The organism is Stenotrophomonas veracruzanensis (assembly GCF_032911525.1).
Taxonomy (GTDB): domain Bacteria; phylum Pseudomonadota; class Gammaproteobacteria; order Xanthomonadales; family Xanthomonadaceae; genus Stenotrophomonas; species Stenotrophomonas africana.
Genome location: NZ_JAWJTI010000037.1, coordinates 13,802 through 39,377, shown reverse-complemented (window position 1 = coordinate 39,377; position 25,576 = coordinate 13,802). Strand labels below are relative to the sequence as shown.

24 protein-coding genes are annotated in these 25,576 nt (G+C 67.3%); 18 read left to right on the top strand and 6 right to left on the bottom strand.

All coding sequences use genetic code 11. From position 1 onward, the window contains the following. Positions 1 to 170: 170 nt before the first annotated feature. A complete protein-coding gene (locus R1H25_RS17340; protein ID WP_317224189.1) occupies positions 171 to 2,234 on the bottom strand; it encodes a 3-hydroxyacyl-CoA dehydrogenase NAD-binding domain-containing protein in 2,064 nt (687 codons plus the stop codon). Positions 2,235 to 2,469: 235 nt separating this feature from the next. Between R1H25_RS17340 and rpoE the strand changes: the two genes are divergently transcribed. From rpoE to recO, 9 genes are all read left to right on the top strand, one after another. Next, a complete protein-coding gene (gene rpoE, locus R1H25_RS17335) occupies positions 2,470 to 3,090 on the top strand; it encodes an RNA polymerase sigma factor RpoE (protein ID WP_010482816.1) in 621 nt (206 codons plus the stop codon). Continuing rightward, complete coding sequence (locus tag R1H25_RS17330; protein WP_317224188.1) at positions 3,087 to 3,968, top strand: sigma-E factor negative regulatory protein; 882 nt, start codon at positions 3,087 to 3,089, stop codon at positions 3,966 to 3,968. The genes rpoE and R1H25_RS17330 overlap by 4 nt, the downstream gene beginning before the upstream one ends. Positions 3,969 to 4,042: 74 nt before the next feature. Beyond that, entirely contained in the window at positions 4,043 to 5,578 is a 1,536-nt protein-coding gene (locus R1H25_RS17325) for a DegQ family serine endoprotease (RefSeq protein WP_317224187.1), read from the top strand. Positions 5,579 to 5,758: 180 nt separating this feature from the next. Beyond that, entirely contained in the window at positions 5,759 to 7,552 is a 1,794-nt protein-coding gene (gene lepA / locus R1H25_RS17320) for a translation elongation factor 4 (protein WP_032129849.1), read from the top strand. Between the two features lie 54 nt (positions 7,553 to 7,606). Continuing rightward, positions 7,607 to 8,401: a signal peptidase I gene (gene lepB / locus R1H25_RS17315; RefSeq protein WP_049445569.1), complete on the top strand. Its 795-nt coding sequence runs from the start codon at positions 7,607 to 7,609 to the stop codon at positions 8,399 to 8,401. Between the two features lie 52 nt (positions 8,402 to 8,453). Next, positions 8,454 to 8,837, top strand: coding sequence for a DUF4845 domain-containing protein (locus R1H25_RS17310; RefSeq protein ID WP_010482821.1), 384 nt, complete (start codon positions 8,454 to 8,456; stop codon positions 8,835 to 8,837). Beyond that, positions 8,827 to 9,507, top strand: coding sequence for a ribonuclease III (gene rnc / locus R1H25_RS17305; protein WP_032129847.1), 681 nt, complete (start codon positions 8,827 to 8,829; stop codon positions 9,505 to 9,507). The genes R1H25_RS17310 and rnc overlap by 11 nt, the downstream gene beginning before the upstream one ends. Then, entirely contained in the window at positions 9,504 to 10,400 is an 897-nt protein-coding gene (era, locus tag R1H25_RS17300; protein WP_010482823.1) for a GTPase Era, read from the top strand. The genes rnc and era overlap by 4 nt, the downstream gene beginning before the upstream one ends. An 18-nt stretch (positions 10,401 to 10,418) precedes the next feature. Next, positions 10,419 to 11,138: a DNA repair protein RecO gene (gene recO / locus R1H25_RS17295; protein ID WP_049445571.1), complete on the top strand. Its 720-nt coding sequence runs from the start codon at positions 10,419 to 10,421 to the stop codon at positions 11,136 to 11,138. Between the two features lie 443 nt (positions 11,139 to 11,581). On the opposite strand, the gene R1H25_RS17290 is transcribed toward recO, so the two are convergent. Next, the gene (locus R1H25_RS17290; protein ID WP_049444940.1) at positions 11,582 to 12,310 is read right to left on the bottom strand and encodes a response regulator; all 729 of its coding nucleotides are present in this window, start codon (positions 12,308 to 12,310) and stop codon (positions 11,582 to 11,584) included. A 128-nt stretch (positions 12,311 to 12,438) separates the two neighbouring features. Here R1H25_RS17290 and rlmD point away from each other — a divergent pair, with 128 nt between their 5' ends. The 9 genes from rlmD to R1H25_RS17245 all read left to right on the top strand — a co-directional run bounded on the left by rlmD (position 12,439) and on the right by R1H25_RS17245 (position 19,802). Continuing rightward, positions 12,439 to 13,773: a 23S rRNA (uracil(1939)-C(5))-methyltransferase RlmD gene (gene rlmD / locus R1H25_RS17285; protein WP_317224186.1), complete on the top strand. Its 1,335-nt coding sequence runs from the start codon at positions 12,439 to 12,441 to the stop codon at positions 13,771 to 13,773. 33 nt (positions 13,774 to 13,806) lie between these two features. Beyond that, a complete protein-coding gene (locus R1H25_RS17280) occupies positions 13,807 to 14,292 on the top strand; it encodes a CYTH domain-containing protein (RefSeq protein ID WP_049444912.1) in 486 nt (161 codons plus the stop codon). A gap of 113 nt (positions 14,293 to 14,405) precedes the next feature. Further along, positions 14,406 to 15,101 carry a DsbA family oxidoreductase gene (locus tag R1H25_RS17275; RefSeq protein WP_317224185.1) on the top strand — a complete coding sequence of 232 codons (696 nt, stop codon included), beginning with the start codon at positions 14,406 to 14,408 and terminating at the stop codon, positions 15,099 to 15,101. Positions 15,102 to 15,265: 164 nt separating this feature from the next. Then, positions 15,266 to 16,273, top strand: a complete 1,008-nt coding sequence (gene nagZ, locus R1H25_RS17270) for a beta-N-acetylhexosaminidase (protein WP_049444916.1) — start codon at positions 15,266 to 15,268, stop codon at positions 16,271 to 16,273. Beyond that, entirely contained in the window at positions 16,273 to 16,827 is a 555-nt protein-coding gene (locus R1H25_RS17265) for a hypoxanthine-guanine phosphoribosyltransferase (protein ID WP_005410592.1), read from the top strand. Before nagZ ends, R1H25_RS17265 begins: the two co-directional genes overlap by 1 nt. A gap of 82 nt (positions 16,828 to 16,909) precedes the next feature. Further along, on the top strand, positions 16,910 to 17,656 hold the full coding sequence (locus tag R1H25_RS17260) for an S-methyl-5'-thioinosine phosphorylase (protein ID WP_005410591.1): 747 nt from the start codon (positions 16,910 to 16,912) through the stop codon (positions 17,654 to 17,656). A gap of 88 nt (positions 17,657 to 17,744) precedes the next feature. Continuing rightward, complete coding sequence (locus tag R1H25_RS17255; protein ID WP_005410590.1) at positions 17,745 to 17,951, top strand: cold-shock protein; 207 nt, start codon at positions 17,745 to 17,747, stop codon at positions 17,949 to 17,951. Positions 17,952 to 18,083: 132 nt separating this feature from the next. After that, the gene (locus R1H25_RS17250; RefSeq protein WP_317224184.1) at positions 18,084 to 19,352 is read left to right on the top strand and encodes an NAD(P)/FAD-dependent oxidoreductase; all 1,269 of its coding nucleotides are present in this window, start codon (positions 18,084 to 18,086) and stop codon (positions 19,350 to 19,352) included. Between the two features lie 180 nt (positions 19,353 to 19,532). Next, positions 19,533 to 19,802: a hypothetical protein gene (locus R1H25_RS17245; RefSeq protein WP_049445172.1), complete on the top strand. Its 270-nt coding sequence runs from the start codon at positions 19,533 to 19,535 to the stop codon at positions 19,800 to 19,802. Position 19,803: 1 nt separating this feature from the next. Here R1H25_RS17245 and pdeM read toward each other — a convergent pair whose 3' ends face one another. From pdeM to R1H25_RS17225, 4 genes are read right to left on the bottom strand one after another with little or no spacing between them, the layout of a single operon-like run. Further along, complete coding sequence (gene pdeM, locus R1H25_RS17240) at positions 19,804 to 20,445, bottom strand: ligase-associated DNA damage response endonuclease PdeM (protein ID WP_317224183.1); 642 nt, start codon at positions 20,443 to 20,445, stop codon at positions 19,804 to 19,806. Beyond that, on the bottom strand, positions 20,435 to 22,894 hold the full coding sequence (locus R1H25_RS17235; protein WP_317224182.1) for a ligase-associated DNA damage response DEXH box helicase: 2,460 nt from the start codon (positions 22,892 to 22,894) through the stop codon (positions 20,435 to 20,437). Before R1H25_RS17235 ends, pdeM begins: the two co-directional genes overlap by 11 nt. Then, entirely contained in the window at positions 22,891 to 24,498 is a 1,608-nt protein-coding gene (locus tag R1H25_RS17230; RefSeq protein WP_057499275.1) for an ATP-dependent DNA ligase, read from the bottom strand. The genes R1H25_RS17235 and R1H25_RS17230 overlap by 4 nt, the downstream gene beginning before the upstream one ends. After that, positions 24,495 to 25,493, bottom strand: coding sequence for a ligase-associated DNA damage response exonuclease (locus tag R1H25_RS17225; protein WP_317224181.1), 999 nt, complete (start codon positions 25,491 to 25,493; stop codon positions 24,495 to 24,497). Before R1H25_RS17225 ends, R1H25_RS17230 begins: the two co-directional genes overlap by 4 nt. Between the last annotated feature and the right edge of the window lie 83 nt (positions 25,494 to 25,576).

The following is a 25,576-nucleotide window of genomic DNA, read 5'->3' as shown; positions in this document are numbered from 1 at the left end:
GCGGCATGGATGCCGCGGCCAAGCCCCCAAGGACGGGTTTACGGCGTCCCCGCAACCCGACACCGCCCCGCCCAACAAACAGAAAAGCCAGAGCCGCTTTGGCTCTGGCTCTGGCTTTTGCTTCGGCGGTTGCCTCTGCGGGTGCCGGGCCGCAGGCCCGGCCGATAAACTCAAACCACTGGTTCGCGCAGGGCGGGGTTGTCCCAGCCGGGGCGCGGGGCGAAACGGTCGCCATGGCGCTGCTGCAGCGACTTCAACCGCTCGACGATCGCATCGGCACCGACCGCACGGATGTGCTGGATCGGACCACCGCGGAATGGTGCGAAACCGGTACCGAAGATCACGCCGGCATCCAGCAGGTCCGCGTCGGCCACCACGCCTTCGTGAAGGCAGGCCACCGCTTCGTTCAACAGCGGCAGGATCAGGCGGTCCTCCAGATCGGCCGGGACCTGATAATCGCTGGCCACGTCCGGCTTCTTCGGCTTGCCGTTTTCCCAGGTGTAGATGCCCTGGCCATCCTTCTTGCCACGCTTGTCCGGTTCCACCGTCTGCAGCGCGGCCGGAATCTGCAGGCCCAGGAACGGCGCCAGTTCGCGGCCGACGCCGGCGGCCACGTCCAGGCCCACGGTGTCGATCAGTTCGATCGGGCCCATCGGCATGCCGAATTTCACTGCGGCCTTGTCGATCACCGGGCCCGGAATGCCCTCGGCATACGCGGTGGCGGCTTCCAGCATGTACGGGAACAGCACGCGGTTGACCAGGAAGCCCGGGCTGCCGGCCACCGGCACCGGGAACTTGCCCAGCGCCTTGCAGAACGCGGCCAGACGGCGCTCGGTCTCCGGCGCCATGCCGTCGTGGTGGATGATTTCCACCAGCGGCATCTGCGCGACCGGGTTGAAGTAATGCAGGCCAGCGAACTGTGCCGGGCGCTGGATGTGGTCGCGCAGTTCCACCAGCGGAATCGACGAAGTATTGGTGGTCAGCAGCGCGTCCTGCTTCATCTTCGGTTCCAGCGTCTGGTACAGCGCACGCTTGGCTTCCGGGTTCTCGATGATCGCTTCGATCACCAGGTCGGCCTCGGCCACGCCGTTGCCTTCCAGATCGGCACGCAGGCGCGCGGCCACGGCGGGGCGCTTGCTCTCGTCGCGCACCTTTTTGGCGAACAGTGCCTGCGCGCGTTCCATGGCCGGGTCGATGAAGCGCTGCTCACGATCCTGCAGGGTCACTTCAAAGCCCTTGTAGGCGGCCCACGCCGCGATGTCGCCGCCCATCACGCCGGCGCCCACCACATGCACATGGCGGATGCCGGAATCGCCGCCACCGAGGCCCTTCAGGCGCTCAGTCAGGAAGAAGATGCGGATCAGGTTGCGCGCGGTCGGTGTACTGGCCAGCTTCACCACCGCGCGCCGTTCGGCGTCGAGGCGGGCCTGGATCGGCTTGCCGCCGCTGCGCTGCCAGGTGCTGATCAGCGCGTACGGCGCCGGATACTGGTCCTTCTTGGCTTTGCGTGCGACCTGCTTGACCATCTGCGGCGCCAGCAGCGTGCGTGCCAGCCAGGTGTTGGTGGCCCAGGCCGTCGCGCGCTGCTTGAACGGGCGCGTGGTGCCGGACAGGGCCAGCGCCACGGCGGTGTCGAGCACCACCGCCGGTGCCACCACCTTGTCGACCAGGCCGATGCCGCGCGCAGACGAGGCCGACAGGGTGCGGCCAGTCAGCATCATGTCCATCGCCGCCGGTGCGCCCACCAGTTGCGGCAGTCGCGCACTGCCGCCCCAGCCCGGGAAGATGCCCAGCTGGGTCTCCGGCAGGCCGATGCGGGTGCTGCTGTCATTGGAGGCCACGCGGTAGCGGCAGGCCAGCGCCAGCTCGGTGCCGCCACCCAGGCAGTGGCCGTGGATGGCCGCCACGGTCGGGCAGGGCAGCTCGGCCAGCTTCTGGTAAGTGGCCTGGCCACGACGGATGGCGTCGTTGACGGTGCCGCGGCGGTCGAACTCCTGAAACTCCTTCAGGTCCGCACCGGCAATGAAGCCGGCCTTTTTCAGCGACTGGATCACCACGCCCTTGGGCGGGTCCAGTGCAATGCGCTCGAGCAGGTCGCCCAGTTCCAGCAGCACATCCTGCGACATGGCATTGACGCTGCTGTCCTGACGATCCAGGGAGAGAACCACCACGCCGTCGTCGCGGATCTCGGGGTGCCAGTGGCTGAAGCGGAGACCATCGAAGCCTGAGAGCATGGACGTTCCATCCGGTTGTGTATGGAGAAGCGGCTATGATCCAGAGGTTGTTTCCCCCGCGTCAAATCCCAATAGCAGGGGAGTGGCGACCCCGGATCCATGGCCGTGGACCGGAACGCTAACGGAACGGTGGTTAAAAGCTGGTGCGGCGCCAGGTGATCGGCGACTGAACTTTTCCCGGGATTGGCAGTCTCATTGCCCGACGTCGGTTGGGCTGACAGGAGTGCGGCCCCTCATGGCCGATGTTGATACACCTCAGGAGCTGGATCTGGAACTGGTCCGGCGCGTGCAGCACGGCGAGAGCGCCGCGTTCGATGTCCTGGTGCGCAAGTACCAGCATCGCGTGGTGGCCCTGGTCGGTCGCTACATCGCCGACTGGAGCGAATGTCAGGACGTCGCCCAGGACACTTTCATCCGTGCCTACCGCGCGATCGGAAGTTTCCGTGGCGATGCCCAGTTCTCAACCTGGTTGCATCGAATCGCCGTGAATACCGCCAAAAACTACCTGGCTTCACACAATCGCCGACCGCCGACCGATGACATCGACATCGGTGATGCCGAACAGTTCGACAGCGGGACGCGCCTGCGCGACACCGACACCCCCGAACGCGAGTTGATGCGCCAGGAACTGGAACAGACTGTGATGAAGGCCGTCAACGCGCTGCCGGAAGAGCTCCGGTTGGCGATCACCCTGCGCGAGGTGGAAGGCCTGAGTTACGAGGATATCGCGCAGAAAATGGGGTGCCCGATCGGCACCGTGCGTTCACGGATCTTCCGGGCGCGCGAGGCGATCGACACCGAACTCCGGCCGCTGTTGGACATCGGCAGCGCCACCCGTGAGAAGAGCCGCGTATGACCAGTAATCCGTTCAACGAATCGCAGAACCACCAATCGCCCGCCGGGCAGCGCCTGGACCAGCGCCACCGCGAACAGCTGTCGGCCCTGGTCGATGGCGAGCTGGGTGCCGATGAGGCGCGCTTCCTGCTGCGTCGCATGGAACACGATCCCGAACTGGCGGGTTGCCAGGAACGTTGGCAGCTGCTGGGCGATGTGATGCGCGGGCAGGCCCCGGCGCTGGCACCGGCCGGATTCAGTGCTGCCGTGGCTGCCGCCATCGCGGCCGAACCCGCACCACAGGCCGAGCCGCGCCGCCAGGTACGTCGTACGGGCTGGCGAGCGTGGGGCGGTGGTGCCGCCCTGGCCGCCTCGGTTGCCGCCGTCGCGCTGTTCATCGGCGGCGAGAAACTGAAGGAGTCCACGCCGGGTGAACCGCTGGCGCCGCAGGTGATCGCCAGCCAGGCGGAACTGGCGCCGGCGCCAACCGCGCCGGCCCCGGTTACCGAGGCTTCGGTGGACACGGCCGCGATGGCCGTGGCTGCTGCGCCGGCCGTGGCGATGGCCGCCTCCAGCCGCCGCCAGGACGGCCGCCGTGCCAGCGCCACGCGTACCCAGCAGGCTGCGCGTGCCGCCCAGCGCGACGAAGCCCCGCAACGGGCCATCGCCGCAGCGCCGGCGCCGTTGACCCCGACCGTGCCGGCCAACGCCAGCCGCAACCTGCCGTTCGGCGAGGTGGGCGGACTGCAGGCCCGGCCGTGGCCGCGTTCCAGCCTGGCGCCCGCTGCCGGCGGCGCGCTCAATGCCAGCTTCCCGGCCCATGCCGGGGGGGCCGCGTTCTACCCGTTCGAGCCGCGCCTGCAGGATGACCTGCCGGTGCCGCCGCGCCCGCGCGACTGAGCCGGGCGCTTTCACGCCCCGCCGTCGGCGGGGCCCGTACTCCTCTTTCCACCCGATCCGGAGGTTGCCGTCCGATGACTCCCCGACTCCGCACGCAGGCCATGGGTCTGCTGGCCCTGACCCTTCCCCTGGTGGCCTGCGCACAGGCCCCCGCGCCTGTCGCGCAGACCCAGCCTGCGCCAGCTGCAGCAGCGCGGGCGCCGGCGCAGCCGCTGGTCACGGGCCTGCCTGACTTCACCAATCTGGTCGAACAGGTCGGGCCGGGCGTGGTCAATGTCGACACCACCATCGTCCGCAACAACCGCCAGGCCTCGCGGGGCCCGATGGGGGGCGACGATGACATGCCGGAGTTCTTCCGCCGCTTCTTCGGCCCGGACTTCCCGATGCCGGGGCAGGGTCCCGGTGGCCAGGACGGTGGTCCCAGCATCAAGGGCCGCGGCATGGGCTCGGGCTTCATCATCTCGCCTGATGGCTATGTGCTGACCAACTACCACGTGGTGGCCGATGCCAGCGAGGTGAAGGTCAAGCTGGGCGACAGCCGCGAGTTCAAGGCGAAGGTGGTGGGCAGCGACCAGCAATACGACGTGGCCCTGCTGAAGATCGAAGGCAAGAACCTGCCGACCGTGCGCGTGGGAGATTCCAACACGCTGAAGCCCGGCCAGTGGGTCGTCGCAATCGGCTCGCCGTTCGGTCTCGATCATTCGGTCACCGCCGGCATCGTCAGCGCACTGGGCCGCAGCACCGGTGGTGCGGACCAGCGCTATGTGCCGTTCATCCAGACTGACGTGGCGATCAACCAGGGCAACTCCGGCGGTCCGTTGCTGAACACCCGTGGCGAAGTGGTCGGCATCAACTCGCAGATCTTCTCCGCCTCCGGCGGCTACATGGGCATCAGCTTCGCGATCCCGATCGACCTGGCGATGAGCGCGGTCGAGCAGATCAAGAAGAGCGGCAAGGTCACCCGTGGCCAGCTCGGCGCGGTGGTTGAACCGATCGATTCGCTGAAGGCACAGGGCCTGGGGCTGCCGGACAGCCGTGGCGCGCTGGTCAACCAGATCGTGCCCGGCAGTGCGGCCGAGAAGGCCGGCGTGCAGATCGGCGACGTGGTGCGCTCGGTCAATGGCAACCAGGTCAACAGCTGGTCCGACCTGCCGCCGCTGATCGGCGCGATGGCGCCGGGCAGCCGGGTCACCCTGGGTGTGATCCGCGACGGCAAGCCCCGTGACCTCAGCGCCACGCTGACCGCACTGAGCGACGACGGCCAGGGCAACGCTCGCGCGGCGGCCACGGCCAAGCCCGATGCGGCACCGCAGGCCGGCGCCAATGCCCTGCTGGGCCTGGACGTCAGCGACCTGACCGCACCGCAGCGCAAGCAGTTCGGCCTGGACGGCAACGAGGGCGTGCGCATCACCGGGGTCAAGGGCCAGGCGGCGCGTGATGCCGGCCTGTCGCCGGGCATGGTGATCCTGCAGGTCGGCCGCACTCCGGTCGGCAGTGTGGATGGCCTGAACCGCGCGCTGTCCGGTTACAAGAAGGACGACGTGGTGATGCTGCTGGTGCGTACCGGCAATGGCAACAGCGCGTTCGTGGCTGTGAAGGCCGGCCAGTAAGGCCTGCCCGGGCCGGTCCGGCGGCCCCGCCGATCACCCCGAAGCCCCGCCCCGGCGGGGCTTCGGCCATTCCGGGCCCGGGCCGGTCAGGCTGTTTTCGCGGTGGGCCGCCGGGCGTGCGATAATCGACCGTTACCCTGACGACGCCGCGCGCCGCCGCCACCTATGTCTTCTGATTCGATGCGGAACATCCGCAACTTCTCCATCATCGCCCATGTCGACCACGGCAAGTCCACGCTGGCCGACCGCATCATCCAGCTCTGTGGTGGCCTGCAGGCCCGCGAGATGGAAGCGCAGGTGCTCGACTCCAACCCGATCGAGCGTGAGCGTGGCATCACGATCAAGGCGCAGTCGGTGTCGTTGCCGTACCTGGCCAAGGACGGGCAGACCTACCATCTGAACTTCATCGACACCCCGGGCCACGTCGACTTCTCCTATGAAGTCAGCCGCTCGCTGGCCGCCTGCGAAGGCGCGCTGCTGGTGGTCGATGCGGCCCAGGGCGTGGAAGCGCAGTCGGTGGCCAACTGCTACACCGCCGTGGAGCAGGGCCTGGAAGTGGTGCCGGTGATCAACAAGATCGACCTGCCCACCGCCGACATCGAGCGCGCCAAGGCCGAGATCGAGGCCGTGATCGGCATCGACGCCTCCGACGCCGTGCCGGTCAGTGCCAAGACCGGCCTGAACGTGCAGGACGTGCTGGAAGCGATCGTGCATCGCATCCCGCCGCCGAAGCCGCGCGACACCGACAAGCTGCAGGCGCTGATCATCGACTCCTGGTTCGACAACTACCTGGGCGTGGTCTCGCTGGTGCGCGTGATGCAGGGCGAGATCAAGGCCGGTGACAAGCTGCAGGTGATGTCCACCGGCCGCAACCACCAGGTCGACAACGTCGGCGTGTTCACCCCGAAGCGCAAGGTGCTGCCGGCACTGCGTGCAGGTGAAGTGGGCTGGGTCACCGCCAGCATCAAGGACGTGCATGGTGCGCCGGTCGGCGACACCCTGACCCTGGCCGGCGACCCGGCACCGAAGCCGCTGCCGGGCTTCCAGGAAATGCAGCCGCGCGTGTTCGCCGGCCTGTTCCCGGTCGATGCCGAGGACTACCCGGACCTGCGCGAAGCACTGGACAAGCTGCGCCTGAACGATGCCGCGCTGCGTTTCGAGCCGGAAAGCTCCGAGGCGATGGGCTTCGGTTTCCGCTGCGGCTTCCTCGGCATGCTGCACATGGAAATCGTGCAGGAGCGCCTGGAGCGCGAATACAACCTGGACCTGATCAGCACCGCGCCGACGGTGGTGTATGAAGTCCTGAAGACCGATGGCTCGATCATCAACATGGACAACCCGGCCAAGCTGCCGCCGGTGAACCAGGTCGAGGAGATCCGCGAGCCGATCATCCGTGCCAACGTGCTCACCCCCGAGGAGTACATCGGCAACATCATCAAGCTGTGCGAAGAAAAGCGCGGCAGCCAGATCGGCATCAACTACCTGGGCAGCCAGGTGCAGATCAGCTACGAACTGCCGATGGCCGAGGTGGTGCTGGACTTCTTCGACAAGCTGAAGTCGGTCAGCCGTGGCTATGCCTCGCTGGACTACCACTTCGTGCGCTTCGACGCGGGTCCGTTCGTGCGCGTGGACGTGCTGATCAACGGCGACAAGGTCGATGCGCTGTCGCTGATCGTGCACCGCAGCCATGCCGACCGCCGCGGCCGCGAGCTGTGCGAGAAGATGAAGGACCTGATCCCGCGCCAGATGTTCGACGTGGCCATCCAGGCCGCCGTCGGCTCGCAGATCATCGCCCGTACCACGGTCAAGGCGATGCGCAAGAACGTGCTGGCCAAGTGCTATGGTGGCGACGTTTCGCGCAAGAAGAAGCTTCTGGAAAAGCAGAAGGAAGGCAAGAAGCGCATGAAGCAGGTCGGCCGTGTGGAGATCCCGCAGGAAGCGTTCCTGGCCGTGCTGCAGATGGACAACAAGTAAGCCCGCACCGGCCCTGCGGGGCCGGTCGTCTGGTGACGTTGCAAAGGACCCTGAATGAAACTGTTTGAGATCCTCCTGGTCGTGCTGACCCTGGCCTCGGGCCTGATCCTGCTTGGCGAGAAGCTGTACTTTGCCAAGCGTCGCGCCCAGCGCGCGGGCCTGCTCGATTCCGAGCCGGTGCTGGTGGACTACTCGCGTGCGTTCTTCCCGGTGCTGGCGATCGTGCTGATCGTGCGCAGTTTCATCGCCGAGCCGTACAAGATTCCGTCCAGCTCGATGATGCCTAACCTGTTGATCGGTGATTTCATCCTGGTCAACAAGTTCTCCTACGGCCTGCGCCTGCCGATCAGCAACACCAAGATCGTGCCGTTTGGCGAGCCGTCGCGTGGCGATGTGGTGGTGTTCCACTTCCCCGGCCATAGCGACAACGACCCGGCAAAGGGCGAGAACTTCATCAAGCGCGTGATCGGCGTGCCGGGTGACACCGTGGTCTTCGAAGGCGACGGCATGATCCTCAACGGCGAACCGCTGAAGTACGACAACAAGGGCATCTACGCCGGCCACAAGGGCCAGGGCGAGGGCGCCAACCTGCTGGTCGAGCACCTGCCGGGCCGTACCCACACCGTGCTGGAGACCGACTACCCGCGTGGCCAGGGCCAGTGGACCGTGCCGGCCGGCAAGTACCTGGTGATGGGCGACAACCGTGACAACAGCGACGATGGCCGTTTCTGGGGCCTGCTGCCGGAAGAGAACCTGCGCGGCAAGGCCTTCCTGATCTGGCTGAACTGCCAGGGCTGGTTCTGCAAGGATGGCTTCGAGCCGTCGCGGATCGGCTCGAGCATCAACTGACCGGGCATCAACCGGGTAATTTCACATCCAACGCGTATCTGGGGAGAACGCAATGAAGACGATGAACACGCAGCGTGGCATGACCCTGACCTCGTTCCTGACGGTCCTGATCGTGGTTGGTTTCTTCCTCTACATCGGCATGAAGCTGTTCCCGATGTACCAGGAGTACTACGCGGTGCGCTCGGCAATGAAGAGCCTGGCCAACGAGCCGGGTGTGGGCAGCATGGAGCCGGCGCGGATCCAGGACCTGTTCTTCAAGCGCCTGTACATCAACTATTCGGACAACGTGAAGCCGGCCAACGTGAAGTTCGACCGTCGCGACAATGGCTGGACGCTCAAGGTCAACTATGAAGTGCGCCGTCAGCTGATCGGCAACCTCGATGTGGTTGGCAAATTCGATTCCTCCCAGGACCTGACACGAAGCGGTGCCCAGTAAATTCATCCAACGTGGCGACCTGATCGGTCATGCCTTCAGCGACCCGGCCCTGCTCAAGCAGGCGCTGACGCATCGCAGTGCCGGTGCGCCGCATAACGAGCGCCTGGAGTTCCTCGGTGACAGCATCGTCAACATGATGGCGGCCGAGGCGTTGTACCGACGCTGGCCCAAGGCTGACGAAGGCGCGATGACCCGCGCCCGTGCCGAGCTGGTGCGGGAAGGCGCGCTGGCGGTGATCGGGCGCACCCTGGAACTGGGCGAGCGGCTGACCCTGGGCCCGGGCGAAATGAAGTCCGGCGGTCATCGCCGCGACTCGATCTTGGCCGACGCTGTGGAAGCCGTGGTGGCCGCGATCTACCTGGATGCCGGCTTCGAGGCCTGCAGGGCGGTGGTACTGCCCTGGTTCAGCGCGTCGATCGAGGCACTGCCGGCCTCCGGCCGGCCCGAGAAGGATCCCAAGACCCGCCTGCAGGAATGGCTGCAGGCCCGACAGAAGGCGTTGCCGCAGTATGAACTGGTGTCAGAATCCGGTGACGACCACGCCAAGCACTTCCGGGTACGCTGCAACGTAGCCGACCCGGCCGCCAGCACCGAGGGCGAAGGCGCCTCGCGGCGGCTCGCCGAACAACAGGCGGCTGCGGCCGTCCTAGAACAACTGGATTCCAAGTGAGCGAACAAACTTCCCATCATTGCGGCAGCGTGGCCGTCATCGGCCGCCCGAACGTGGGCAAATCGACCCTGACCAATGCCCTGGTCGGCGCCAAGGTCAGCATCGTTTCCAACCGACCGCAGACCACGCGCCATCGCCTGCTGGGCATCGCCACCTATCCGGAAGGCCAGCTGGTGCTGGTCGACACCCCCGGCCTGCACAAGGTGCAGAAGCGGGCGATGAACCGGGTGATGAACCGCGCCGCGCGCGGCTCGCTGGAAGGCGTCGATGCTGGCCTGCTGGTGATCGAAGCCGGTCGCTGGGACGAAGAAGACAGCCTGGCCTTCAATGTACTGCGCGACGCCGGTATCCCGGTGGTGCTGGTGGTCAACAAGATCGACCGGCTGAAGGACAAGGGCGCGCTGCTGCCGTTCCTGCAGGAAGTTACGGCCGGCCGCGATTTCTCGTCCGTGCATCCAATCTCGGCGCAGAAGCGCAACGGCCTGGAAGCACTGGTACGCGACGTACTGGCGCTGTTGCCGGAAGCGCCGCCGATGTTCGGCGAAGACGAGATCACCGACCGCAGCCAGCGTTTCCTGGCCGGCGAGCTGGTGCGTGAGCAGCTGATGCGCCAGCTTGGCGAGGAACTGCCGTACGCCACCACCGTGGAAATCGAGCGCTTCACCGAAGATGGCAACCTGCTGCGCATCGGTGCGGTGATCTGGGTCGAGCGCGAGGGCCAGAAGGCGATCGTGATCGGCAAGGGCGGCACCCGGCTGAAGGAGATCGGTGCCAAGTCCCGCCTGCAGATGGAACGTCTGTTCGGGGCCAAGGTGTTCCTGGAGACCTGGGTGCGCGTGCGTGAAGGCTGGTCTGACGACGAGGCCGCGCTGAAGGCCTTCGGTTACGAGTAAGCCGTCGCGGTCGCTTCGATGATGATCGAGGACGACACCGGTTTCGTGCTGCACGCACGGGCCTACCGCGAGACCAGCCTGCTGGTCGAAGTGTTGAGCGCGCAGCATGGCCGCATCGGCCTGCTCGCGCGTGGCGTGTCCACGGCCAAGGGCCAGGTGCTGCGCGCGGCCCTGCAGCCGCTGCAGTGGATCCGCTTCAGTGCCCTGCAGCGGGGGGAACTGGCCCAGCTGCGCGGCGCGGAAGCGCTGGACGCGGCCCCACGCCTGGTCGGCCAGGCGATGCTGGCCGGCTTCTACCTGAGTGAACTGACCCTGCGCCTGGCCCCGCGCCAGGACCCGTTGCCCGAGTTGTACCTGGCCTACGGCGAAGCACGTGCGCGGCTGGCCGTGGGCGCCGGCCTGGCCTGGACGCTGCGTCGCTTCGAACGCGAGCTGCTGTCCGCGCTGGGCTTGGGTTTCGATCTGGACAGCGCGAGCGATGGACAGCCGATCGACCCGGCCGCGCGCTATGAACTGGACCCGCAGGAAGGCGCGCAACGCCTGCTGAGCGAGCGCGGTGGGGAACGCCGGGCGGCCGCCACTGGCTCGGCGCTGCTGGCGCTGGCGGCGGACGAAGAGCCCGATGCGGCCGACCTGGCCAGCCTGCGTCTGCCGATGCGGCGGGTGCTGGCCCATCACCTCGGGCCGCGCGGACTGAAGTCCTGGGAAATGCTCGAGCAGCTCGCACCCCGCAGGTAGGGGATGTTCGGCAGGGCTTGCAGCCCTGCACCTGCCGAATCAACGTCAACGTCAACGGCAGAAGCTGGCTATCCGTGTGGAGGCGGGGTGGGTCCGGTTGAGGGGGGCGCTGCAAGTACGTCCATGTAAGCTCGGTCGCCGCATCCATGCGGCTCACGCCCCCTCAACCGGACCCGACCCCAGATTGATTTCGATATCTGACAGAAATTCATCCACGCATGGCGTGGATCTACCCGATCGCGGAAAACTGTCAGAGGTGGGGCGGTATCGGAGTGCGGGGTGTCAGCCGCATGGATGCGGCTGCCAAGCCCCCATGGACGGGTTTACGGCGTCCCCGCACTCCGATACCGCCCCGCCACCCCACGGAATGCCAGCTTTTGCTTTTGCTGTTGCCTTGGCTTGAAGCCTCTGCGGGTGCAGGGCGCAGCCCTGCCGAAAAACCCTCAATGCAGCAGGGCCGCCACCGCGTCGCGGAACCCATCCTGGGCCTGCCCGGACTCGGGCGCATGATGCAACTGGCGCACCGCACGGGCCAAGCGTGCCGCACCCACGAAACCACAGCTCGCCTGCAGCCGATGCAACTGGCTGCGCAGCTGGCGCTCGTCATGCTGGTCCACCGCCTGCTCGACCGCGTCGCGTACGCCCGGCAGCTCGGCCAGGAACAGCTCGCGCAGCGCGATCAGGTGGTTGCGCTGGCCATTCAGCGCAGCCAGCGCCGCCGTCTCGTCCCAGTCCTGTACCTGCAGCTCGACCGCGGCCGGCGCCTGGGCCATGACGATCCCGGCCGGACTGTTGACCAGTGCGCGGCGCACCGCCTTCAGCAGCTGGTCGCGCCCCAGCGGCTTGACCAGCGTGTCGCTGAAGCCTGCCTCGCGCAGGCGCGCGTGGATCGAGGTATCGCCGTCGGCGGTATGCGCCAACGCCGGGGTATCGGGGTGTGAACGGCGCAGCTCGCGCAGCAGCTGCGCGCCATTGCCGTCGGGTAGATTGACGTCGATCAGCCACAGGTCATGCGCGCCGGGCTCGGCGCTCGCCAGCGCACTGGCCAGTGAATCTGCGGTGTCCACGTCCGCCGGTAACGTTTCCAACGCCGCTTTGAAAAAACCGCGGCTGATGATGTCGTCCTCGACAAGCAGGAAGCGGGGCCGGCTGGCCCGCGGGGTCATCTGCATCAGGGCTGCCTCCATGTCAGCTGACCCCAATCATCAAGCACGGCGGCGGCGGGCGCAAGCGGGTCCGGACCCTGCCGGTCAGGATCTGCGACAATACGCCCCCATTTTTGCCCGCAGCCTGTTGCCACGTGGCCCGATCCCGCTCCCGCACCGACCGTACCCCGTTCCAGACCGAGATCCTCGACCTCAGCCATGATGGTCGCGGCGTCGCCCGCCGTGAAGGCGAGGGCGGCAAGGTCACCTTCGTCAGCGGCGCCCTGCCGGGTGAAGTGGTCATGGCCGAACAGACCGCCCGCAGCCGCCATTTCGACGAAGCGCGCACGGTGGAAGTACTGCAGGCCTCGCCGCAGCGCGTGACCCCGAAGTGCCCGCACTTCGGCACCTGTGCCGGCTGCGTGCTGCAGCACCTGGATGAAGACCAGCAGATCGTGGCCAAGCAGCGCGTGCTGATGGACAACCTGGAGCGCATCGGCCACGTGAAGCCGGGTACCGTGCTGGCGCCGCTGGTCGGCGAGAGCTGGGGCTACCGGCGCAAGGGCCGCTTCTCGGTGCGTCGGGTCGAGAAGAAGGACAAGACCCTGGTCGGTTTCCGTGAACAGGATCCGCGTTTCGTCGCCGACCTCAGCCAGTGCCTGACCGTGATCCCGGAGATCGGCACCAAGGTCGAGGCGCTGTCCACCTTCATCGAATCGCTCGATGGCAAGCGCGATATCCCGCAGATCGAGTTCATTGCCGGCGACCAGGCCGTGGTCCTGACCGTGCGCCACCTGCAGCCACTCAGCGACGCCGATCGTGCGGCCTGGGCCGCCTTCGGCCAGCAGCACGGCTTCGTGATCTACCTGCAGTCCGGTGGCGTGGACACCGTGCAGCCGCTGGACGGGCAGGGTGTGCCGCTGTCGTTCCGGCTTGCGCCGTGGGATGTAGAGCTGGCGTTCCGTCCGCTGGACTTCATCCAGGTCAACGCCAAGCTCAACGAGAAGATGATCGCCCACGCCCTGGACCTGCTGGAACCGGGTGAGGACGAGCGCGTGCTGGACCTGTTCTGCGGCCTGGGCAACTTCACCCTGCCGCTGGCCCGCCGCGTGCGCGAAGTGGTGGGTGTGGAAGGTGATGCCGGCCTCGTCGCGCGTGCCCGTGAGAATGCCGAGCGCAATGGCCTGGCCAACGCGCAGTTCTTCAGCGCCGACCTCACCCAGGACCAGCGCAGCACCCCCTGGATGCGCCAGGGCTTCGACAAGCTGCTGCTGGACCCGCCGCGCTCGGGCGCGATCGAAGTACTGCAGCAGCTGCCGCTGAAGCAGTTCAAGCGGATCGTCTACGTCAGCTGCCATCCGGGCTCGCTGGCACGCGATGCCGGCTATCTGGTCAACGAACAGGGCTTCACCCTGGTCAGCGCCGGTGCCATGGACATGTTCCCGCACACCGCACACGTGGAAAGCATCGCGGTGTTCGAGAAGCGCTGATCGGCTGTCATGCCCATCGCGCATAATGGCGCGATGGGCATCGAAATCGAACGCAAATTCCTCGTCAGCAGTGATGGCTGGCGCACCGTCGCGCACCGGGTGATCCCGATGGCGCAGGGCTATATCAACGACATGGGCGCGCTGGATCGCGGCACCCAGAACGCCTCGGTGCGCGTGCGCATCGAGGGCGACCACGCCGCGCTGAACCTGAAGTCGCGCACCATCGGCCACACCCGGCAGGAATTCGATTACCCGATTCCGGTGGAGGACGCACGCGCGCTGCTGGCGTTGTGCGTGGGTGGCCTGATCGACAAGCGCCGCCACCTGGTCGAACACGCCGGCCTGACGTGGGAAGTGGACGAGTTCCTCGGCGACAACGCCGGCCTGGTCGTGGCCGAGGTCGAGCTCGACAGCGCCGACCAGGTCATTGACCTGCCGGACTGGGTCGGCGCCGAAGTCACTGATGACGCCCGCTACTACAACGTTGCCCTGGCCAGTCATCCGTATTCAGAGTGGTGAGCCCCCAAAAAGGGGACGGAGGGGATTAAGTCGTCTTTACCCCGCCTGTGCTGAAAACGACTTAATCCCCTCCGTCCCCTTTTATCGAGGGGCGCGGCCCCCATGTCGGGGGGATGAGAATCGACATCTACTCCGACGTGGTCTGCCCCTGGTGCTGGATCGGCAAGCATCGTTTCCAGCAGGGTGTGCAGTTGCTGGGCGCGGACGCGCCTGAACTCGACATCCATTGGCAGCCGTTCCAGCTGGACCCGGATGCGGACGCCACCCCGGTGCCGCTGCGCGAGGCCTACGTACGCAAGTTCGGCGGCGTCGAGCGCACCGAGCAGATTCTCGGCCAGACCCAGACCACGGCGCGTGCGGAAGGCCTGCCGATGGACTTCGGCCGGGGCCAGGTGCGGGTGACCACGCTGCCGGCGCACCGGGTGCTGTGGCTGGCCGGCCAGCACGGCGTGCAGGATGCGGTCGGCGAAGCGCTGTTCCGCGCCCACTTCGAGCATGGCCAGAACCTGGCGGACAGTACGGTGCTGATCGAGGCCGGTGTGGCGGGCGGCCTGGACGGCGGCGAAATCGCGCAGATGCTGGCCTCCGACCGCGGCCTGGCCGAGGTCGAAGCCAAGCTGGCGGAGGCGCATGCGCTGGGCATTTCCTCGGTGCCGACCTTCGTCATCGATGGAAAGTGGGCCATTTCCGGGGCACAGCCCCCAGAGGCCTTCGCCAACGCCCTGCGCCAGATCGCGGCCGAACAGGGCGCCCCGGCAGCGTCGGCTGACGGAGACGAGGCCTGCGGCCCGGACGGCTGCAAGGTCTGACCGGCCCCGAAAAGGGGACGGAGGGAATCAAGACGTATCCAGCCCGTAGGGGCCTATTGCGGCTTAATCCCCTCCGTCCCCTTTTTCCTGACCACTGCGCCTGCCGGCCGGTTCTGCGACAATGCGGCACTGCGCCATGCGGGCGCGCGTTGTGGAGATCGACCATGCTGCTGATCGGCGTTGCCGGCACCGAACTCACCGCCCAGGAGCGCGACTGGCTGCAGCACGATGCCGTGGCCGGGGTGGTGCTGTTCAAGCGCAACTTCGCCTCGCGCCAGCAGGTGACCGATCTGAGCGCAGCGATCCGCGCTGCCGCGCCGCGCCCGCAGCTGATCTGCGTGGACCAGGAAGGCGGCCGCGTGCAGCGTTTCCGCGAGGGCTACAGCGAGCTGCCGCCGTTGCAGGACATCGGGGCGCTGTATGCCACCGATCCGCAGCAGGCACTGGCCCTGGCCGAGCAGCACGCCTGGCTGATGGCCAGCGAAGTGCGTGCCAGCGGCCTGGATCTCAGCTTCGCGCCGGTGGTCGACCTGGGTCGCGGCAACCGCGCCATCGGCAACCGCGCCTTCAGTGAAGACCCGCAGGTGGTGGCCGCGTTCACCGCCGCCTATGTGCGTGGCATGCATGCTGTCGGCATGGCCGCCACGCTCAAGCATTTCCCCGGCCACGGCACCGTGCTGGAAGACACCCACGTGGATACCGCGATCGATCCGCGCGCGCTGGACGAGCTGCGCGCGCAGGACCTGGTGCCATTCCAGGCCGGCATCGCCGCCGGTGCCGATGCCGTGATGATGGCGCACGTGATCTACCCGCAGATTGCGCCTGAACCGGCCGGCTATTCGCCGCGCTGGATCCAGGACATCCTGCGCGGCGAGCTCGGCTTCCGCGGCGTGGTGTTCTCCGATGACATCGGCATGGCCGCCTCGCACAGCGCCGGTGGCGTGCCGGCACGCGTGCACGCGCATCTGGATGCCGGCTGCGACGTGGTGCTGGTCTGCCACCCGGAACTGGTCGATGAAGCCCTGCACGCAGTGCAGGGGCGTTCCCTCAATACTGCTGCGCTGCTGGGCCTGCTCGGCCGCGGCGCGCTTGGCTGGGACGGCCTGCTGGCCGATGCCCGCCATGGCGACACCCAATCCCGTCTGCTTGAAACCCTTGGAAGAACCGTCTGATGCCCAACCTCACCATTTCCCAGGCCCTGGCCCAGGCTGACCTGCTGGTCGACCGCCCCACCATCGACAAGGCCATCGCTGGTATCGCCGACGCCATCGCGCGCGATTACAAGGGCGAGGTGCCGCTGTTCCTGTCCATCATGCACGGTGCGCTGCCGTTCGCCGGCCAGCTGGCACTGGAACTGGGCGCGCGCGGCCAGGACGTGCAGTTCGATTACCTGCACGCCACCCGCTACCGTGGCGAAACCACCGGCGGCGACCTGGTCTGGAAGCACAAGCCGGCCACCTCGCTGTTCGGCCGCCGCGTGCTGCTGGTCGACGACATTCTGGACGAGGGCTACACCCTGCAGGGCGTGCGCACCTGGTGCCTGGAACAGGGCGCGACCGACGTGCGCATTGCCGCGATGACGGTGAAGAAGCACGATCGCGCACTGCCGGACGTGACTGCCGACTATGCCGGCATCGAACTGCCGGACCGCTACGTGTTCGGCTTCGGCATGGACGTCAACGAAACCCTGCGCTGCGTGCCGGCCATCTACGCAATGAAGGAATAACGGCGCAGCCGCCTGCGGCGCGTCTTCTTCCATCGCCGGCATCCTAGGGTGCCGGCGTTCGTCTTTTCATGGAGTGCTTCGAATGCAACAGATCGCCCTGGCCGTGATCGGCGGTACCGGTGTCTACAACCTGGCCAAGCTTGACGACGTGCAGACCCACGAGGTCGACACCCGCTTCGGCCGCCCGTCCGGCCCGGTGCGCGTCGGTACGCTGCTCGGCCATCGCGTGGCATTCCTGGCGCGGCACGGCGAGGGGCATTCGCTGCCGCCGCACAAGATCAACTACCGCGCCAACCTCGCCGCGCTGCAGCAGCTGGGCGCGCAGCGCGTGCTGGCGTTGAACACGGTCGGTGGCATCACCGAGAACTTCGGTCCGCGCGTTCTGGCTTGCCCGGACCAGATCATCGATTACACCTGGGGCCGGATCAGTACGATCTGTGAAGAAGAAGGCACCGACGTGGTCCACGTCGATTTCGGCCATCCGTACACGCCGATGCTGCGCAGCAAGATCCTGGCCGCGGCCAAAGTGACCGGCGTCACGGTCCATGACGGGGGCTGCTACGGCGCAACGCAAGGGCCGCGCCTGGAAACCATCGCTGAAATCGCCCGGATGCGCCGCGACGGCTGCGACCTGGTGGGCATGACCGGCATGCCGGAAGCCGCGCTGGCACGCGAGCTGGGGCTGGATTATGCCTGCCTGGCGATCATCGCCAACTGGGCTGCCGGGTGTGGTGATGGCGAGGAGATTACGATGGCCGAAGTGCTGGCCAACGTGCAGGCGGCAAGCAACGGACTTCCGGAACTGGTGGGCGAATTGGCGCGGGGGTGATTGTCTTCCCCGTGCAAGCTTTGCATACTCAGCTTGTGCGCGGGTTCAGCGTACACCACCCATTCATTGCATAAGGTCTCGCATCACCATGCCGAACGGTACCGTCAAGTGGTTCAACGACGCCAAGGGATTTGGCTTCATCTCGCCGGAGGATGGCAGCGCCGACGTGTTCGCGCACTTCTCCGCCATCAACTCCAAGGGCTTCCGCAGCCTGCAGGAAGGCCAGCGTGTCACCTATGACGTGACCCAGGGCCCCAAGGGTGCCCAGGCTTCGAACATCACGCCGGCCGAGTGATCGACTCGACAGTGCGTTGAAAACCCCGCTTCGGCGGGGTTTTTTTTGGGGGGGCAGCAGATCCACGCCATGCGTGGATGCCGTGCGCGGACTCCCTTCTCCATCGCAACCCTGCTCGGGCACAATGCGGCAATGACGGAACGACTGCGCATTGCCGTGATCGGCTACGGCACCGCTGGACAGGCAGTGTCCATCCTGCTCACCCGTGACGGCCACGAGGTGGAGATTTTCGAACGCGTGCCCACGCCGGGACCGGTTGGCGCCGGCTTCCTGCTGCAACCCAGCGGCCTGCAGGTGCTGTGGCAGATGGGCCTGCTTGATGCAGTGCGCGCGCATGCCGCGCCGGTGCACCGCCTGTATGGCGATACGCCGTGCGAACGCGCAGTGATGGACATGCGCTACGACGGCCTGGATGCGCGCCTGCACGGCCTTGGCATGCAGCGCGGGGCCTTGTTCTCGCTGCTGGACGAAGCGCGTGCGGGGGCGGGCCAGCTGCATGCCGGCGTCACCATTGCCGCAGTGGATGCCGAGCAGGGCCGCCTGCGCGACAGCCAAGGGCGCATGCACGGCCGGTTCGATCTGGTGGTGGTCGCCGATGGCGCTGCATCAACGCTGCGCGGCACCATCGCAGGCGGTGCCGGGCTGGACCGTGTGTATCCGTGGGGGGCGTTGTGGTGCCTGCTGCCGGCCGAGGACTGGCCACACGTGCGGGAGCTGCGCCAACGTTATGTGGCTGCGCGCAAGATGATCGGCCTGCTGCCGGTCGGTACGCGGCCCGGTGATGACACGCCGCGCCTGAGCTTCTTCTGGAGCCTGCCACGTGCCGACTTCGAGCGTTGGCAGAGCGATGGCATGCCCGCCTGGTTGGAGGAACTGCACACGCTGTGGCCGCAGGCCGCTGCGCGCTTCGCCCATCTGCGCGCCCCCGGCCAGATGGCGCGCGCGATCTATCGCGATGCAGTGATGACGCGTTGGCATCAGGGTCGCATGGTACTGGCCGGAGATGCCGCGCACGCGATGAGCCCGCAGCTGGGGCAGGGGGTGAACATGGCGCTGCTCGATGCACTGGCGCTGCGCGATGCCGTGCGCAGCCATGGCGGCGGTGCGGTGGCACTGCAGGCCTACCAGGCGCAGCGACGCGCGCATGTGGCGGTTTACCAGCGCTGGAGTCGTTGGCTGACACCGCTGTTCCAGTCTGACCGCGATGCCTGGGCAAAGGCGCGTGATGTACTGCTCGGGCCGATGGGGCGCCTGCCTGGTGGTCGTGGCCACATGCTGCGCGTTCTCAGTGGCACGCAGCATGGCTGGTTCGGCTCGCTGGCACTGGATCCGGCCTTCATCGACGCGTTGGCAACGGCCGCCGAACCGCCCCGCATCATCGCCGCAACTGCCGGCGCGTGAGGCTTGCCGTCACGTGAATTAACGGTTGCCTCACCGCAGATGTGCGAGAAGAGGGGAGCACGCGACAGCCGCGTCGCCCGTTTTCCTTTCCGTGATCAATATCGCGCGTGGCCCGGGTGGCGCTGCCGTTGCGGCCTGCTGCGGCCCGGACGCGCCGCTGATGTTGAAGAGGAGGACGCCATGTTGTTCGCGGTCGAGGAGCTGGAATCGGAAATCTGCAAGCTGCGCGGACTGCTGCAGATGCTGCACGAGGACCAGCCCGACGTACTGGAGGACGTATTCGAATTCCATGTCGGCAGCCTGATCAGCCATGCATCGCCCGAGCATCACGCACGCATCCGGGCCTGTGCGCAGGAAATGCTGGTGGCCATCCAGGCCCTGCCGTGGCGGCGTGACGATGACACGCCCGATTTCCGGCTGATGCCGGCGCTGAGCGTCCGCCCAGCCTGATTCACCGCACGGGCAGTTCCACCAGGCCATCCTCCACACAGGCGATCATCCGCTCGCTGTGGGCAGGTACGGGCGTGACTCCAGCGGTGAACGCGGAGAATGCGGGCAGGATCGTCATGCGCTCCCGCAGCCAGAACGCAGGGAAGCGCCGCCGCAACGGCGGCAAGGCGATCTGCGGATGCAGATGGCCGGCGATCACGTGCAACGCTGCATCGGGAATCGGCTCATGGCGAAGCAGGAACGGCTGCAGCCGTACTTCATCGTGGATATGGACCTGCAGCTGCGCATGCGGGAGCTGCCGGTCGTGATTGCCGCGCAGTACATGCACGTCCAGCGCGGCATTGCGCTCGCGCCATGCCAACCATTGCTGGTACCACGCGGCGCGATGTGCGGGCCCATGCAGGATGTCGCCAAGGATCCAGAGTTCGCGGCAGGTGTGCGCGTCAAGCACTGACTGCAGGCGCTGCAGGTCTGTGTGGGTGCCGCCAGCGGGCAGCGCGATGCCGGCGCGGCGGAACACGTCGGCCTTGCCCAGGTGCAGATCGGCGATCAGCAGTGCCTGCCGTGCGGGCCAGTACATGGCCCGCGCGCCGACCAGCATGAACGGCTCGCCGGCCAGCAGCAGCGGCAGTTCATCGGCCATGGCGGCGTTCCAGCTGTTGTGCGGCGCGCTGCACGCGGCTGCGCCAGTCTTCGTTGCTGAATTGCCCGCGCAGCCGCTCTGCCCACAGTGGGAAGCCCAGTGGTGTGAGTGATGAAGGGCGCTGTACCGACAGCGAGCGCATGCCGATTCGTTCCAGTACCTGCTGCAGTCCGGGAAGGTCCAGGCTGTCGTACAGTACTTCGCGCTCGGCCAGGGCCAGCAGCAGATGGTCGGGATCATGCTCGCGCAGTACGTCGTACAGCAGGCCCGCCGAGGCCTGCAGCTGGCGCAGCGAACGCGGCATGCCACCGGGCAGGCTCGGAACCAGCAGCCCGGCGACGCGAGCGATGCCTCGGAACTGGCGTCGCGCCAGCTCGCCCAGGTTCACCGCCGCACGCAGATCGTCGAGCAGTTGATCAGCAGTGAACAGCGCCCGCCACTGCTGCGCCTTCACATCGACCGTCTGCGCCGGGGCCAGCACCAGGCCGTGGTCGTTCACTGCATAGCCGATGCTGTTGCGCTGCCGGCGCGTGAGCCGCAGCGCCAGCAGCGCGGCCAGTGCCTCGTGAACGTGGCGGCCGGCAAACGGATAGACGAACAGGAACTGGCCGTCGCGGCGCCGCACGTCTTCAATCAGCAGATGGTCCGGCCCGGGGCGTGCGGACACCTGTTCCTGCAGAGCCAACAGCGGAGCCAGCCAGCGTGATTCCGCGCTGTCGTCGGCACCGGACAGGACCCACTCCAGTTCGCGGCCGAGCGCCGTTGACAGCGGCAACTGACCTCCCTGCCATCGCGGCACGACACCCTCACCGCGCCCTCGTGCCAGGCGCACGAAGGCGGTCATGTCGCGCAGCTGCACCAGTTCCAGCAGGCGCCCGGCGAACTGGAAGCGATCGCCACGGCGCAGCCGGCTGGCGAACTGCTCCTCCACGGCGCCCAGGCCACCACCGCGCAGGAACTGCACGCGCACGCTGCCATCGCTGCTGATGGTGCCGATCGACAACCGGTGGCGAAGTGCCTGGCGGCGATCATGCATGCGGTAGCAGCCGTCGTCATCGCGTACGACCTTGTGGAAATCGGGGTACTGGGCCAGCGCCTGGCCGCCCTGCACGATGAAGGTCAGTACCGCCTGCCATTGACCGTCGCCGAGCGATGCGAAGGCGTGGGTGCGCCGTACCTGCGCCAGTAGCGCATCGCTGTCGAAGCCACCGGCCAGGGCGCGGCTGACCGCATGCTGGGCCAGCACATCCAGCGACAGCGTGAGTGGCCTGCGTGCTTCGACCACGCGTTCGGCCAAGGCACGGCGCACCGCGGCGTACTCGGCCAGTTCCAGCGCATGGCTGGGCACGCACAGGATTGCGCCGCTGGCACCCGGGCGGTGGCGTGCTCGTCCGGCGCGTTGGCGCAGGCGCGCCACGCCTTTCGGGCTGCCCAACTGCAGTACCTGTTCAACCTCGGGGAAGTCCACGCCAAGGTCGAGGCTGGAGGTGGCCACCACGCAGCGCAGCGCGCCCGCGCGCAGTCCGTCTTCCACCTGCTGGCGCAGCGCCGGATCCAGCGAGCCGTGGTGCAGCGCAAGCGTGTCCTGGTCCTCGGGCCAGACGGCCGCCAGTGCCTGATGCCACAGTTCTGCCTGCGCACGGGTGTTGGTGAACAGCAGGCTGCTGCGTGCCCGCATCAGTGCGTCCAGCACGCGAGGCAGCTGCGCCAGGCCCAGATGCCCGGCCCAGGGGAAACGTTCGCCGGGGTCAGGCAGCAGGCTGCGCACGCTGATTGCGCGCGGGCGCACGCCCTGCACGATCGGCGCGTCGGGCTGTCCGGGCAGCAGCACGTCGCGCGCCTCTTCCAGATTGCCCAGCGTGGCCGACAGCCCCCACAGCTGCAATGCAGGCGTGGCATCGCGTAGCACGGCCAGATTCAACTGCAGCAGGACACCGCGCTTGTTGCCCAGCAGCTCATGCCATTCGTCCACCACCACGCAGCGCAGCTGGCGCATGCGCGGCAGCGTATCCGGATAGCTCAACAGCAGCGCCAGCGATTCCGGCGTGGTCACCAGCACGTCGATGCGCCCTTCGCGCGCCTGTCGTCGTTCGCGGCTGCTGGCGTCACCGCTGCGCAGGCCGACCCGCCATCCCAGCCCCAATCCATCGACCACGGCCTGCAGTGCGCGTGCGGTGTCGCTTGCCAATGCGCGCAAAGGCGTCACCCATAGCACCTGCAGCGGGCGCACCGCACTGGCGCGGCGGGGCGAAGGCGCTGGGTCGATCATGGCCTGCAGCAGCGGGCCGCCAAACATCGCCAGCGTCTTGCCGCTGCCGGTGGGCGTGTGCAGCAACCCGGATTCACCGGCAAGGTAATGCCGCCACATTGCGCGCTGGAACGGCAGGGAACGCCAGCCACGACCGGCAAACCAGTCTTCCAGCCGGCGCAGCGCCTGGCTGCGGGTCATCGCGCCAGCGCCTGCAGGCTGGCCAGTTGATCGGCTTCACTGGCCGGTTTGTCGTGGCGCCATCGCAGGATGCGCGGAAAGCGCACGGCGATGCCGGACTTGTGCCGGCTGCTGCGGTTGACCGCTTCGAAGCCCAGCTCGAACACCTGTTCGGCGCGCACGCTGCGTACCGGACCAAAGCGCTCACGGGTATTGGCGCGGATCCAGCGATCGAGTGCCAGGATCTCCTTGTCGTCCAGGCCCGAGTAGGCCTTGGCCACCGGTACCAGCGTGTCACCGTCCCAGACGCCAAAGGTGTAGTCGGTGTACAGCGTGCTGCGTCGCCCGTGGCCGGCCTGCGCGTACAGCAGCACCGCATCGATGGTGAGTGGATCGACCTTCCATTTCCACCAGTCGCCGCGTCGCCGCCCCGCCTGGTAAGGAGACGTACGCCGCTTCAGCATCAACCCTTCCACGCCGCGCTCGCGCGCCACCTCGCGCATCGCTGCAGCCTGCGGCCAGTCGCCGGCGGCAACATCGGGCGACAGCTGGACCCGCGCATCATCCAGGGCACCGATGACCGCGGTGAGCCGCATGCGCCGTTCCTGCAACGGGAGCTCGCGCAGGTCCGCGCCATCGAGTTCCAGCAGGTCATAGGCGAGCACGCGCACCGGCGTGTTGCGCAGGGTGGCTGCACCGGGTTTGCGGCGCTGGATGCGGGTCTGCAGCGCGGTAAAGGCCCGCGGCAGGCCGGTGGCCTCGTCCCAGGCCAGCAGCTCGCCGTCCAGCACGCAGCCATCGGGAAGCGCCATCGCCGCTTGTTCGATTTCGGGGAAGCGGCCATCCAGCCGCTCTTCGCCGCGTGACCACAATGCGACTTCGCCACGCCGGCGCAGCAGCTGCAGGCGGATGCCATCCCATTTCCATTCCAGCAGCCAGTCATCGATCGGGCCGAGCCGTTCGGCAGGTTCACCTTCCAGTGGCGATGCGAGGAAGAACGGGTAGGGTTGCTGGCGGTCCAGCGGAAGCTCATCGGGCGACAGCAGCTGGCCCAGCAGCCCGGGCGAGGGTACCCACTCGCCGAGCATGCGCTGGGCGATGCGTGCGATGTCCAGACCGGACCATTCGGCCAGCGCCTGCTGCACCAGCCGCTGCGAAACGCCTACGCGCAGGGCACCGGTCAGCAGCTTGTTGAACACCAGGCGTTCGCCGCTGCACAGTTGCTGCCAGCCTGCGACGACCGCCGCACGGCGCACTTCTTCAGGTTGATTGGCCACCGCCAGCAGATGCTGTTCGATCCATTCGGCCAGCGGGCGGTCGACGGCTGGCTGCGATGGATCATCCAGCAGCAGGGTCAGCGTTTCGGCCAGGTCACCTACCTGCGCATAGCTGTCTTCCACCAACCATGGGGGCAAGCCGGATTCCTCGGCAATCCAGGCGCGCAGTTCACCGCTGGCAGCGATCTTGCGGCGTGCACCGCCCACCTTGCCACCGCTGAGCAGGTACAGCGCCCATGCCGCGTCGTGTGCACCTGCCTGGCGGAAGTAATCGACCAGCGCTGCACGCTTGTCCAGCGTCGCGGTGCTGCGATCCAGGCGCTGGTAAAGCGCGGCGAAGGCCTTCATTCCTCGCTCCCGAAATCGGTACGGAAGGCTTCGGCCGCCACGCCGCGCTCGCGCAGGAACGGAATCAACGCATCGGTATTGCCATGGGTAGCGATCACCCGCTGCGCACCCGTCTGTTCGATGGTCTGCAGCAGCGCTGGCCAATCGGCGTGATCGGAAATGACGAAACCGCGATCGACATTGCGGCGCCGCCGATTGCCGCGCAACTGCATCCAGCCGGATGCGAAGCCCAGCTGGTGGCGGCCGAAGCGGCGCATCCAGGGCGTGCCCGCAGCCGATGGCGGGGCGAGGATCAGCTGGCCGGCGGCCTCAGGCTGGCGGCCCTGCTCGGCCACGGTGAGTGTCTCCAGCATCGGCACGCCGGCTTGCCGGTAGACGGCGACGCCATTGGCGATGGCACCGTGCAGCCAGGCCGGGCGGTCGTCCAGCGGCAGCAGCTCGGCAAGCACGCGTTGTGCCTTGCCGAGCGCGTAGCACAGCAGGATCGCAGCCTCGCCGCGTTGTTCGCATTCGCGGCGCCACGCCACGATCTCGGCCGCCACTGCCGGCGTGTCCGGCCAGCGGTAGATGGGCAGGGCGAAGGTGGCTTCGGTGATGAAGGTATCGCAGGGCACCACTTCGAACGGCGCGCAGGTCGGGTCGGGCTGGCGCTTGTAGTCGCCCGAGGCTACCCAGACCTGCCGGCCGTCGTCGATGCGCACCTGCGAAGAGCCGAGGACGTGGCCGGCAGGGTGCAGCGATACCTGCACCTTCCCCAGGCGGAACGGCACGCCCTCGACGTGCGCCTGCACCGGCACATCACCCAGGCGCCAGCGCAGGATCGGCAGGCTGCCGTCGCTGCAGTGGTATTCGCCCATGCCCGGGCGCGCATGATCGCCGTGACCATGGGTGATGACCGCGCGCGCTACCGGTCGCCACGGGTCGATATGAAAATCGCCAGCGGCGCAGTACAGCCCCTCCGGGCGCAGCACCACCAGATCATCGTTGTCTGCCATGCGGTCACTGTGGCCTGCGTCTCGTGCAGAGGGTGAGAACCGGCCTGAACACGGGCTTGGCAGGCGATGCGGCACAATCGGGC